At 56.5% G+C, this 11,688-nt stretch carries 11 protein-coding genes; 5 read left to right on the top strand and 6 right to left on the bottom strand.

What is annotated here, in order from left to right; translation table 11 throughout:
• The 3 genes from DWZ54_RS02305 to DWZ54_RS02295 form a co-directional block, all read right to left on the bottom strand.
• On the bottom strand, positions 1-248 hold a 248-nt coding region (locus DWZ54_RS02305; protein WP_199663167.1), incomplete at its 3' end, for a nitroreductase family protein.
• Positions 245-1,501 (bottom strand): NADP-dependent malic enzyme, encoded by a 1,257-nt coding sequence (locus tag DWZ54_RS02300; protein ID WP_118474325.1) that lies wholly within the window; start codon positions 1,499-1,501, stop codon positions 245-247. The genes DWZ54_RS02305 and DWZ54_RS02300, both read right to left, overlap by 4 nt.
• 291 nt (positions 1,502-1,792) lie before the next feature.
• Positions 1,793-3,055, bottom strand: coding sequence for an LCP family protein (locus DWZ54_RS02295; protein ID WP_199663165.1), 1,263 nt, complete (start codon positions 3,053-3,055; stop codon positions 1,793-1,795).
• A gap of 185 nt (positions 3,056-3,240) precedes the next feature.
• On the opposite strand from DWZ54_RS02295, the gene DWZ54_RS02290 reads away from it, so the two are divergent.
• Together DWZ54_RS02290 and DWZ54_RS02285 are read left to right on the top strand one after the other, a co-directional pair.
• Positions 3,241-3,711, top strand: coding sequence for a CYTH domain-containing protein (locus DWZ54_RS02290; RefSeq protein WP_118474324.1), 471 nt, complete (start codon positions 3,241-3,243; stop codon positions 3,709-3,711).
• Positions 3,712-3,987: 276 nt separating this feature from the next.
• On the top strand, positions 3,988-4,677 hold the full coding sequence (locus DWZ54_RS02285; protein WP_199663175.1) for an MgtC/SapB family protein: 690 nt from the start codon (positions 3,988-3,990) through the stop codon (positions 4,675-4,677).
• A 70-nt stretch (positions 4,678-4,747) separates the two neighbouring features.
• Here the strand turns inward: DWZ54_RS02285 and DWZ54_RS02280 are convergent, their stop codons facing one another.
• The 3 genes from DWZ54_RS02280 to DWZ54_RS02270 are packed head-to-tail and all read right to left on the bottom strand — an operon-like array spanning position 4,748 to position 8,349.
• Positions 4,748-6,658, bottom strand: a complete 1,911-nt coding sequence (locus tag DWZ54_RS02280) for a fructose-specific PTS transporter subunit EIIC (RefSeq protein WP_118474323.1) — start codon at positions 6,656-6,658, stop codon at positions 4,748-4,750.
• Between the two features lie 32 nt (positions 6,659-6,690).
• Positions 6,691-7,599 (bottom strand): 1-phosphofructokinase, encoded by a 909-nt coding sequence (gene pfkB / locus DWZ54_RS02275; RefSeq protein WP_118015499.1) that lies wholly within the window; start codon positions 7,597-7,599, stop codon positions 6,691-6,693.
• 3 nt (positions 7,600-7,602) lie between these two features.
• Positions 7,603-8,349, bottom strand: a complete 747-nt coding sequence (locus DWZ54_RS02270) for a DeoR/GlpR family DNA-binding transcription regulator (protein WP_118015500.1) — start codon at positions 8,347-8,349, stop codon at positions 7,603-7,605.
• A gap of 261 nt (positions 8,350-8,610) precedes the next feature.
• Between DWZ54_RS02270 and DWZ54_RS02265 the strand changes: the two genes are divergently transcribed.
• From DWZ54_RS02265 to DWZ54_RS02255, 3 genes are all read left to right on the top strand, one after another.
• Positions 8,611-9,528: a YitT family protein gene (locus tag DWZ54_RS02265; protein WP_233541592.1), complete on the top strand. Its 918-nt coding sequence runs from the start codon at positions 8,611-8,613 to the stop codon at positions 9,526-9,528.
• Between the two features lie 59 nt (positions 9,529-9,587).
• The gene (locus tag DWZ54_RS02260) at positions 9,588-10,259 is read left to right on the top strand and encodes a hypothetical protein (RefSeq protein ID WP_118474322.1); all 672 of its coding nucleotides are present in this window, start codon (positions 9,588-9,590) and stop codon (positions 10,257-10,259) included.
• A 106-nt stretch (positions 10,260-10,365) separates the two neighbouring features.
• Positions 10,366-11,661, top strand: a complete 1,296-nt coding sequence (locus DWZ54_RS02255) for an O-acetylhomoserine aminocarboxypropyltransferase/cysteine synthase family protein (protein ID WP_118015502.1) — start codon at positions 10,366-10,368, stop codon at positions 11,659-11,661.
• The last annotated feature ends 27 nt before the right edge of the window (positions 11,662-11,688 follow it).

The raw sequence follows: 11,688 nt of genomic DNA, 5'->3' as shown, positions 1-11,688 counted from the left end.
AAGATGACGTCCTTGCGGGCGGCGATGACGAGCACGACGGGGGCTTTGGCAGCTGCTCCCGCATAGGGACTCGTCTTGGCAAGCGCCTCAATTGTCTCACGCTTCGTTACGACATAGAATTCCCAAGGCTGCTGGTTGCCGGCTGATGGTGCGACGAAGGCTGCCTGCAGCAGCTTGTCGATTTTCTCTTTTTCGACGGGCTTATCCTCGAATTTGCGGATACTCGTGCGGGTGAAGATGGCGTTCATGCGGTTGCTTCTTTGGCGCGCTCGTTTTCAAGCAGGTCGCGCGTATGGCGGGCTACCTGCTTCGGCGTGACATCCGTGCGGCGGGCTACGCCGCTTTCGATGGCTGCCTTGGCGACAGCAGCTGCGACGGTCGGTGCGACGCGCGGGTCGAACGGGCTCGTGATGATGTGATCCTCGTCGAGCTCCTTGGCGTCGATGAGGCCGGCGATGGCCTTGGCCGCGGCCATCTTCATTTCTTCATTGATGGCTTTGGCGCGGACGTCGAGGGCGCCGCGGAAGATGCCCGGGAAGGCCAGCAGGTTGTTGACCTGATTCGGGTAATCGCTGCGGCCCGTGCAGACGATGCGGGCACCGGCGGCATGGGCGTCTTCCGGCATGATCTCAGGCGTCGGATTGGCCATGCCCATGATGATCGGGTCTTTCTTCATCGAGCGGACCATGTCCTTCGTGACACAGCCGGCTACGGAAACACCGATGAAGACATCGGCGTCTTTGATGACGTCCGCGAGCTTGCCGGCCTGATGCGCGGGGTTCGTAATCGTGGCGATGTCATCCTTGTATGGATTCATGCCTTCCGGACGGCCCGTGTAGATGGCACCTTTAGAGTCGCAGAGGATGATGTTGCGGCCGCCCATGTTGTAGATCAGGCGCGTGATGGCCTGGCCGGCTGCACCGGCGCCGTTGACGATGAATTTCGAATCCTGGAAGTTGCGCTTCGTGAGCTTGAAGGCATTGATGAGAGCCGAGACGACGACGATGGCCGTGCCGTGCTGATCATCGTGGAAGACCGGGATATCGAGTTTCTCGCGCAGGCGCTTCTCGATGTCGAAGCACTGCGGTGCCTTGATATCCTCGAGGTTGATGCCGCCAAACGTCGGAGCCATGAGCTCGACGGCGCGGACAATCTCATCGACATCCTGTGTGTCGAGGCAGATGGGGACGGAATCGACACCGGCAAAGCCCTTGAACAGGATGGCCTTGCCCTCCATGACCGGCAGGCCGGCACCGGCACCGATGTTGCCGAGGCCGAGTACGGCGCTGCCGTTCGTCACGACGGCGACGAGATTGCCCTTGGCCGTATAATCATAAATCGTTTCGGGATTCTTCTTGATCTCGAGGCACGGTGCGGCGACGCCCGGCGAATAAGCCAGCGTCAGGTCACGTGATTTTTCGAGAGGCACCTTGCTGCGCATCTCGATTTTGCCCTGGTTCTCTCTATGCAAAGCCAATGCCTTTTCATTGATGTTATTCATACTCATACACCCTTTCATATGCTCGACTTATCGAGCTCCTACCGATATTTTCAGTTTAACGATTATAATTATGGATTACTGTGACTGATGTTACACTTTAGAAATTATTTTTAGTTATGACTTAATAATCTGTAAAATCGTGTTGAATACTATTATATAGTTTTATACGGAAATTACAAATATCCATTATTAATTGCGCCCATAACCGGCAGTTATATGCTCAAAGAAAAAGAGAAGCAGACAGAAAAAATGTCTGCTTCTCTATACGTTTCTATGGATTTATCGCTAAAATCACTGTGTCTTGCTATTGTTGCCGCTATTTTTTGTTGGGGCGGCTGGAGATGCGCCCTGGCTGACGCTGCTGGACGGGGATCTGCTTTCCTGCGTCTGGGAGGAACTGCGGCTCTGGTTCTCCGTTGAAGAGGAGCTGTGCGACTTTGTAGAGCCGGAGGATTGAGATTTGCTCGAGCTCTGCGTGCTCTTCTGCGTGCTGCTCTTGCTGCTTGACGATTTCGTCGCCGGGGCAGCCGTGGCATTGGCTGGGATCGAGCTTTCGTACTCGTGCTCGGCACGGTCGAGCAGGGCGCGTTCGCTGGCGTTGAGCTGAATGCCGAGCGTGTCGGCAAGCGTCGTGCGCAGCTTGCGCAGGTCTGGGATCCAGTAGCTGACGCCGTCGATGTAGAGCGGCTTGCCCGGGACCATCTCCGTCTTGAGTCCGTTCTTCTGGGCTTCCTTGAGCGTGCCGGCAAATTCCAGCATCTGGCGGAAGGAGAGGTCGGTCTTGACGGAGGACATGACTTCCTTGATGACTGAAGGCAATTTCGGGATGATGGTCGGCGAAGTGACCTTGTCCATGCAGGCCTTCATGAATTTCTGCTGGCGCTTGATGCGGCCGATGTCGCCTTCCTCGTCGCGGTAACGCACGTAGGTGACGGCGGTCTTGCCATCCATATGCTGCATGCCCGGCTTGAGGTCGATGATGAGGCCGCCGTCATCGTCCCAGGGATCCTCGTAGTACATGCGCTTCTCGACATCGATGTCGATGCCGCCGATGGCGTCGATGATCTTCTGGAACGCCTGGATGTTGATGACGACGTAGTGGTCCATATTGACGCCGAGGAAATCCTCTACGGTGCGCTGAGCGAGCTTCTCGCCGCCTTCCGTGCCGCCCTTGGCACTGCCGTAGGCGTAGGCGGCATTGATCTTATCCCAGCCGTGTCCCTTGATCTTGACGCGGGTATCGCGCGGGATGGACATGAGAGCGGCCTGGTCCTTCTTCGGATCGATGGTGGCGACCATCAGCGTGTCGCTGCGGCCGACGTCGTCTGCTCGTTCATCGACGCCCATGATCATGATGGTCGATTTGTCCTTGGCAGTCAGCAGGCCGTCTTCGACAACGTCGTCGGCTGATTTGTCGAGCAGGCTGTTCGATGCGAACATGGCACCGGCAGCTGCTGCGCCGACAAAGGCCAGGACCAGCAGCACCCAGAGCCAGACGCGGCGTTTGCGGCGTGAACGGCGTGGCTGGCGCGGCGGGATCGGATTTGTTTGCAAATTGATACCTTCTTTTCTGATGATAGCAAAACTTCCCCATTATTGGGGTATATTCTTATTATAAAGAGCGGCGGGCTCCCATGCAATTACTTTCTTAATATCCACATCATATCGTAAGCAACAAGACTGAAAAAAAACTGTAGGCGTGTTAGAATAGCATGAGGATAAGAAAGGGGAGGATTTTCATGGCAGATGAGATTGAACGCAAATTCCTCGTGAAAGAGGGCTGGCAGCCACAACATGCGGGCGTGCGCATTGCGCAGGGATATCTGTCGTCTGCGCCGGAACGTACCGTGCGCGTGCGCATCAAGGGGGACGAGGGCTTCCTTACGGTCAAGGGACGCAATGAGGGCATTCGGCGGCTGGAGTTTGAGTACGAGATTCCCTGCGCGGATGCCGAGGCTCTGCTGAAGCTCTGCGAGCAGCCGCTCATTGAGAAGACGCGCTATCTCGAAGAGGTGGGCGGCTTTACTTGGGAGGTCGATGTCTTCGCGGGAGACAATGTGGGGCTGCGTGTGGCAGAGATTGAGTTGCCGGCGGAGGATACGCCGTTTGAAAAGCCAGAGTGGGCCGGGCAGGAGGTTTCCGGCGATGCGCGGTATTACAATTCGAGCCTGATTGCTCATCCGTATTGCCTGTGGAAAACAAGACCGTGAGGTATTTGAGATATCCACAGGATATGGTGGGGAAATTTGCGGCAAAAAGCGCAAGATATGGGCGTTGACAAGCTGATTTTCATATATATGGTGGTTATCCACGGATTTATCCACATTATCCACAGAAAAGGAGAAAAATTTTAGCCACAATATGCACAGAAGGCTGTATATATTATAGTAGGAAATGAAAAAAGAGGCTTGTGGAAAAGTAGATTATCCACAGGTGTGGATTCTTTTGTGGATAACAGAAAGGGATGCAGATGTATGGGGACTATGATGATATCGAATGGGGAGCTGCTGACGCGGCTGGTGCTGTCCTGTATCCTGGGCGGCATCATCGGCTATGAGCGGCAGTCGCGGCGCAAGTCCGCGGGCCTGCGGACGAATGTGCTCGTCTGTCTCGGCGCCTGCCTCATCATGGTGATGTCAGAAGGGATTTATCAGGGGGTTGAGGGGCATACGAATGCCGATCCGGCGCGTCTGGCGGCGCAGGTCGTCAGTGGTATCGGTTTCCTCGGCGCCGGTGCCATCATGAAGGAGGGGCTGACAGTAACAGGGCTGACGACGGCGGCCTGCCTCTGGGTTGTCGCAGGCGTGGGGCTGGCCGTGGGCGGCGGCTTCTATTCCGGTGCGCTCATCACGACGGCACTCGTCTTCGTGACGCTCGGCACGCTTTCAAAGCTTGACGAATGGGTGGATCATGAGAAGAATTTCTCGCTCTCCATCCACACAATAGACCGTCCGGGACAGATGCTACGGATCAACAATTGCCTGGAGGGGCTGCATTTGCGCATCCGCGGCGTCAAGATCAAGTCGGATGACTTTGATGATGGCCGCTGGGGCAAGAAGGGGTGCAAGTATCTTTCCATCGACCTGGAGGTCTACAATCCACAGGGCGTCAAGGGCGTCATCGTGGTTGATGCCGTGCGCAGCCTCGAGGGTGTGCAGGGGGTCGATCTGATTTGAATCATGGCAATAAAAAAACGTGTCCGTCCGGACACGTTTTTTGTTGCTTGTATTGATGGGGTGAATGCTCTTATTCCTCGCCCTTCTTGAGCGGCTTCTTGAGGATGGAGAGCACGACGCAGCCGATGACGGCGCCGACGAGGATCGATACGAGGTACATCAGCGGGTTGCCGATGGTCGGGACGACGAAGATGCCGCCGTGCGGAGCGCGCAGCGTGCAGTCGAAGGCCATCGTCAATGCACCCGTCACAGCCGAACCGATGACGCAGGACGGAATGACGCGCAGCGGGTCAGCTGCAGCGAACGGGATGGCACCTTCCGTGATGAAGGAGAGGCCCATGACGTAATTCGTGATACCGGCCTTGCGCTCGCTCTCCGTGAAGCGATTCTTGAAGAACGTCGTGCAGAGGGCAATCGCGAGCGGCGGGACCATGCCGCCTGCCATGACGGCAGCCATGACGTGGAACTCACCGGAAGCCAAGAGACCCGTGCCCGTGACGTAAGCAGCCTTGTTGATTGGGCCGCCCATGTCGACCGCCATCATGCCGGCGACGATCATGCCCATGAAGATACGGGCGGACGGATCCATGTTCTTCAGGGTGTCAACCATCCAGGTGTTGATGGCTGACACCGGCGGTGCGATGATGAAGAGGCTGATGAAGCCCATGATCAGGATGCCGAAGAACGGATAGATGAGCATCGGCTTGATGCCTTCGAGCGATTCCGGCAGGCACTTCGATGCTTTCTTGAGGAAGTTGACGATGTAGCCGCCGAGGAAACCGGCAATCAGGGCGCCGAGGAAGCCGGAGCCCGTCGTGCCGGCGAGAGCACCGCCGACGAAGCCGACAGCGAGGCCCGGGCGGTCAGCAATCGACATGGAGATGAAACCGGCGAGGACCGGCAGCATGAAGCCGAAGGAGGCACCGCCGATGTCTTTGAAGAATTTGGCGAGCGGCGTGTTGGAGCCGAAGTTCTTCGGGTCGATGGAGTAATCATCGAACAGGAAGGCCAGGGCGATGAGGATACCACCGCCGACGACAAACGGCAGCATGTGCGAGACGCCGTTCATGAGATGCTTGTAGATCTGGCGGCCGAGGCTCTCGCCCTGGACGTCAGCAGCGCTTTCTTCCGTGTCGCTGCCCGAAGCGTGATAGACGGGGGCATCGCCTGCAAGCGCGCGGTCGATGAGCTCATCGGCCTTGTTGATACCGTCGGCAACCTTCGTGATGACGACTTTCTTGCCGTTGAAGCGGGCCATGGCGACGTTCTTGTCGGCGGCGACGATGATGCCGTCAGCTGCGGCAATCTCAGCATCCGTCAGGATGTTCTTGGCACCGCCGGAGCCGTTCGTCTCGACCTTGATAGAGATGCCGCGCTTCTTGGCATGCTGCTCGAGGCTCTCGGCAGCCATGAAGGTGTGCGCGATGCCCGTCGGGCAGGCCGTGACAGCCAGGACCTGGATATGGTCGCTCTTGGGAGCTTCTTCGACCGTTTCCGCTTCTTCAGCTTTCGGTGCTTCGAACTTGCCATCTTCCTTGAGGTCGATGAGGTGCAGGAACTCTTCCTTCGTCTTGGCAGCAATCAGGGCTTCCTTGAAGTCCGGATCCATGATCATCATGGCCAGCTGCTGCAGGATCTGGATGTGAGCGTCATTGGCGGAATCCGGAGCCGCAATCATGAAGAACAGGCGGGCGGGGTTGCCGTCCATGGACTCGAAGTCCATGCCCTCAGGAACCGTCATGGCGGCGAGGCCGGCTTCTCTAACGCCTTTGCTCTTGGCGTGCGGCGTGGCAATGCCGTCGCCGAGGCCCGTCGTGCCAGAAGCTTCGCGGGCGAAGACATCGTTTAAGTACTGTTCCTTATCCGCGAGATTGCCGGACGCTGCCATGAGGTCGGCGAGCTGACGGATGGCTGACTTCTTGTCAGTCGGCTTTACGCCCAGAGCGATGCTCTCACTCTTGAGCAAGTCAGTGATACGCATTTATTTCTCTCCTTTTTGATAAATGGATGGAATTACGCAATGGTTTTCAGGAGTGCTTCGACTTCCGGGCGCGTGGCGAGATTCTCGCTGAAGGCGGAAGCGGAGCCCGTGGCGACGCCCATGTGGAAGGCTGTTTCGAAATCGCCGTTCGATTCCATGTAGCCCGTGATGAAGCCTGCGACCATGGAGTCGCCAGCGCCGACGGAGTTCACGAGCTTGCCCTTCGGTGCCGGGCATTTGAAGTGGCGGCCGTCTGCCGTCAGCATGATGGCGCCGTCGCCGGCCATGGAGATCAGCACGTTCTGTGCGCCTTTCTCCTGCAGTTTCTTGGCGTAGGTGATGATTTCCTCGTCCGTCGTGAGCTTGACGCCGAACATGTCGCCGAGCTCGTGGTTGTTCGGCTTGATGAGGAACGGATGATACTTGAGGACGTTGAGCAGGAGCTTCTTCTCGGCATCGACGACGATGCGGATGCCGCGGCCTTCGAGGCGTGCCATGATCTTTTCGTAGATGTCGTCCGGCAGCGTCTTCGGGATGGAGCCGGCGAGCACGAGCGTATCGCCTTCCTGGAGCTTGTCGAGCTTGTCGAAGAGCTCTTCGCGCTTGGCTTCGCTGATGTCCGGGCCCTGGCCGTTGATTTCCGTCTCATTCTCGGCCTTGACCTTGACGTTGATGCGCGTGAAGCCTGCCGGCAGCTGCACGAAGTCGTGCTTCACGCCGAAGGTATCGAGCTGGCGCTTGATCTCTTCGCCTGTGAAGCCTGCCGTGAAGCCGAGGGCCGTGCTCTCGTGGCCGAGGTTGCCGAGGACAATCGAGACGTTGATGCCCTTGCCACCGCCGAGTACCTGCTCGTAATTCACGCGGTTGATTTCGCCTGCCGTGAAGGAATCGAGCCGTACGATGTAGTCGAGGGATGGGTTGAATGTTACGGTGTAGATCATTTCTTACTCTCCTTCCAGTATCGTGGTGCAGTCCAGATACTTCCTATCGATGAGATGACCGGTGATGATGGTGGCACTTGAGATATTGGCAAATGTGATCGGTGAGATCTTGTTGAACTTTGACTGATCAGCCAGGACGTACGCGTGCTCGCAGCGGGAGAGTGCCTCGCTCTTGACGAGCCCCTCGCTCGAATCCGGCGTGGAGAAGCCGGATTTGACGCTGATGCCGTTGACGCCGAAGAATCCCTTCGTGAAGTTGTAGAGCTCCAGGTTGTGCAGGGCTTCGGTGCCGATGACGGCTTCCGTGACGGATTTGATCTGTCCGCCTAACATGAAGACTTTGAAGCCTTTGGCGGAAAGGCGGGAGGCATGAGGCAGGCCGTTCGTCACGTAGACAGCCTGACGTTCCTTGAGGAAATCCACCAGATGCAGCGTCGTCGAGCCGGCATCGATGTATACGAAGTCGCGCCTTGTCACGAGAGCGGCCGCGCGGCGTGCAATGGCGATTTTTTCTTCGGTGCAGCGGCTGTTCTTGGTCGGCATGTCTTCTTCCATGGCGCTGTAGTTGTTGTCGATGGAAGTGGCGCCGCCGTAGACCTTGTAGAGGAGTCCGCGTTTGTGGAGTACCGTCAGGTCGCGGCGGATGGTGGATTCCGACGTGCAGAGTGCACGGGTCAGTTCCGGAACGGTCACGGCCCGCTTCTCCTTGAGGATGCGCAGGATCGTGGCATATCGTTCTTCCGTAAGCATGGCGTTCACACCTTTCTATATGCCTATAATATCATCAAAGTCGGTCAAAGTCAATCATATCCGCTTATGAATACAAAAGAAGTGAGCATAAATAATTGGTAACAATTGTAAATCATATACATTCAAGTTTCTCGTGCACACTCATGGACAGGAGAAGGACGTCGTATGGAGATTTCACATTTTTTTCATGGAGAAAGGTGGTGTTTTCTTATATAATGTAAAGTACAGAAGCGTAATATTAATAGGAAAAGAGGCAGATAGATGACTGATATCAAGCAAGATGTACAGAAGATTGTGCCCACAGAGCGTGCCAAGGCGGTAATTCAGCAGCACCGCAAGGTGTCATTTTACGTCAAGAAATACCTGACGATTTTTCTGGGTGCCATCATCGCAGCGGTAGGACTCGAATTGTTCCTGATCCCGAACAACGTTATCGATGGCGGCGTCGTCGGTATTTCCATCATGATGAGCTCGATCACGGGGCTGTCGCTCGGCGTATTCCTCGTGCTGCTCAACATCCCGTTCTTGTATCTCGGCTACAAGCAGATCGGCAAGAACTTTGCCATTGCGACGACGATAGCCATTTGCCTGCTCTCGGCCTGGTCGGCTGTCTTCGCTCCCATCCCGCGCGTGACGGATGACCCGTTCCTCGCGGCTATTTTCGGTGGCATCATCGACGGCCTCGGCGTGGGCCTCATCATCCGCGCGGGCGGCTCACTCGATGGCACGGAAATCGTGGCCATCATCATGGACAAGAAGTCCGTGTTCTCAGTTGGCGAGGTCGTCATGTTCATCAACCTCTTCATCCTGTCGAGCGCCGGCCTGCTCTATGGCTGGGATAAGGCTATGTATTCCCTGGTGGCTTACTTCGTCATCTCAAAGATGATCGATGTGGTCATCAAGGGACTCGATGAGTCGTACGCCGTCATGATTGTCACGAACGAGCATGACGAGATTACTTCCGCCCTCAACGACCGCCTGGGCCGTGGCGTCACCCTGCTGCACGGCCAGGGCGGCTACACTGGTGAGCCAAAGGAAGTCCTCTACTGCGTCGTCACCCGCCTCGAGGTCGACAAGCTCAAGGAAATCGTGCTAGAGAAGGATGAGAATGCCTTCGTGACGATCAATGCCGTGCACGATATCGTGGGCGGTCGGTTCAAGAAAAAGGCCATTCATTGATTCTGGCAGTGCCGCGTGCGAAAATGGGCGCTGCCTGAGATGTTCTGGAGGTGTTTATCATGCGCAAGTTACTCTCTTTTCTCTGTATGCTCGTGATGCTGACGGCTTTCTGCAGCGTGGCGGGAGCGGCGGAACGCCAGCCCTTGAAGGTGGCGCAGTTTCCGCTCATCGTGCAGTCGTCCTGGCTCGAGCCGGGCCTGGAGGTGACGGATGACCTCGAGAGGCAGATCGACAGGGCTCTGCATGTGCCGCTCAACGGCACGCTGCACCGTGTGGAGTACCTGCCGGAGAAGGACTGCCTGGCTGCCTGGGATGAGGCCGTAGATGAAAGCAGCTCGCGGAAAGTCAAGGACAGGGCAAAGGTCATAGCCGATAAGCTCGGCGCGGATCTCGTCGTAATCCCCATTGTCAACGACTACGTCCAGTACACGACGATGAGCTGGCACTGGGACCGTGACATCATTCTGCACAGTTACGTTTCGCTTGAGCTCGTTGTGTACGACCGTGCAACGGACAAGGTCGTCGATAAGAAGGCCTCCCGTTTCTACGATGACGACTATTCCACGACGGGCACGGCTTCCTATCTGGCGCGCGAGGCCATGACGGATCTCATCCAGCAGGTGAACCTGCGCGGCTATATCTGGGATCGTCCGGATGCGGATAGCAAGGCAGATGAATCGGGGGATAAACAGGCTTCTGCTGGTGACGGACAGACAACTGTAAAAAAATGAGCCTGCCCCTTGACAAGTTACAGTGTTACAATTATAATGTAAACATATTAAATAGATATGTTTAAATACCATTCGGGTGAGCCGTCATAGAAAGGGGCCGTTATTCATGAGTGAAGAGAGAAAGTATCATTTTGAAACGCTGCAGCTGCATGTTGGTCAGGAGCAGGCTGATCCTGCCACGGATGCGCGTGCCGTACCGATTTATCAGACGACGTCCTTCGTATTCCACAATGCGCAGCATGCCGCTGACCGCTTTGCGCTCAAGGATGCCGGCAATGTCTACGGCCGTCTGACGAATCCAACGGAGGATGTCTTCTCCAAGCGCATCGCAGCACTCGAGGGCGGCGTGGCCGCTGTTGCCGTTGCTTCCGGCGCAGCTGCCGTCACGTATACGCTCGAGGCTCTCGTTCACCATGGCCAGCACATCGTCGCTGCCACGACGATCTACGGCGGCACGTACAACCTCTTTGAGCATACGTTCCCGAACTACGGCATCGAGACGACGTTCGTCGATCCGACGAAGGGCGTCGAGGTCTTTGAGGAGGCCATCAAGGAGAATACGCGCGCCGTTTACATCGAGTCCGTCGGCAACCCGAATGCCAATCTCATCGATATCCAGGCCGTGGCTGACATCGCGCATAAGCACAAGATTCCACTTGTCGTCGATAGCACGTTTGCGACGCCGTATCAGCTGCGTCCGTTCGAATACGGTGCTGATATCGTCGTGCATTCCGCAACGAAATTTATCGGCGGCCACGGCACGACGCTTGGCGGCGTGCTCGTCGACGGCGGCAAGTTTGACTGGATTGCTTCGGGCAAGTTCCCGCAGTTCGTTGAGCCGAACCCGAGCTATCATGGCATCAGCTTTGCCAAGGATGTCGGCGCCGCAGCCTTTGCGACGTACGTCCGCACGCTGATTCTGCGCGATGAGGGCGCAACGCTCTCGCCGTTCAATGCTTTCCTGCTGCTGCAGGGCACGGAGACGCTGTCGCTGCGTGTCGAGCGCCATGTTGAGAACGCCCTCAAGGTCGTCGATTATCTCGCCAAGAACCCGCATGTCGATAAGGTCAACCATCCGTCGCTGCCGAATCATCCGGATCATGAGCTCTACAAGAAGTACTTCCCGAACGGCGGCATTTCGATCTTCACGTTCGAGATCAAGGGCGGCGCTGAGGCTGCCAAGAAGTTCATCGACCACCTCAAGGTCTTCAGCCTGCTGGCAAATGTGGCCGATGTTAAATCCCTTGTCATCCATCCGGCTTCGACGACGCATTCCCAGATGAACGAGCAGGAGCTCGCCGCTTCCGGCATCACACCGTCGACGATCCGCCTGTCCATCGGTACGGAGCATATCGACGATATCATCTACGATCTCGACCAGGCGTTCAAGGCTCTGGACTAAGTGCATAGTATTTTCAGCAGGGCTGTC

Source organism: Mitsuokella sp. AF33-22 (assembly GCF_003475755.1).
GTDB lineage: Bacteria > Bacillota > Negativicutes > Selenomonadales > Selenomonadaceae > Mitsuokella.
Note: the sequence above shows the minus strand (reverse complement) of the source record. Positions and strands in the feature narration are given on the sequence as shown.

Excerpts from the sequence above, each read along its gene's own strand:
- DWZ54_RS02300 (WP_118474325.1), bottom strand. The coding sequence starts at position 1,501 with ATGAATAACATCAATGAAAAGGCATTGGCTTTGCATAGAGAGAACCAG.
- DWZ54_RS02270 (WP_118015500.1), bottom strand. The coding sequence starts at position 8,349 with ATGCTTACGGAAGAACGATATGCCACGATCCTGCGCATCCTCAAGGAG.
- DWZ54_RS02290 (WP_118474324.1), top strand. The coding sequence starts at position 3,241 with ATGGCAGATGAGATTGAACGCAAATTCCTCGTGAAAGAGGGCTGGCAG.
- DWZ54_RS02280 (WP_118474323.1), bottom strand. The coding sequence starts at position 6,658 with ATGCGTATCACTGACTTGCTCAAGAGTGAGAGCATCGCTCTGGGCGTA.
- DWZ54_RS02265 (WP_233541592.1), top strand. The coding sequence starts at position 8,611 with ATGACTGATATCAAGCAAGATGTACAGAAGATTGTGCCCACAGAGCGT.
- pfkB (WP_118015499.1), bottom strand. The coding sequence starts at position 7,599 with ATGATCTACACCGTAACATTCAACCCATCCCTCGACTACATCGTACGG.
- DWZ54_RS02260 (WP_118474322.1), top strand. The coding sequence starts at position 9,588 with ATGCGCAAGTTACTCTCTTTTCTCTGTATGCTCGTGATGCTGACGGCT.
- DWZ54_RS02285 (WP_199663175.1), top strand. The coding sequence starts at position 3,988 with ATGATATCGAATGGGGAGCTGCTGACGCGGCTGGTGCTGTCCTGTATC.
- DWZ54_RS02255 (WP_118015502.1), top strand. The coding sequence starts at position 10,366 with ATGAGTGAAGAGAGAAAGTATCATTTTGAAACGCTGCAGCTGCATGTT.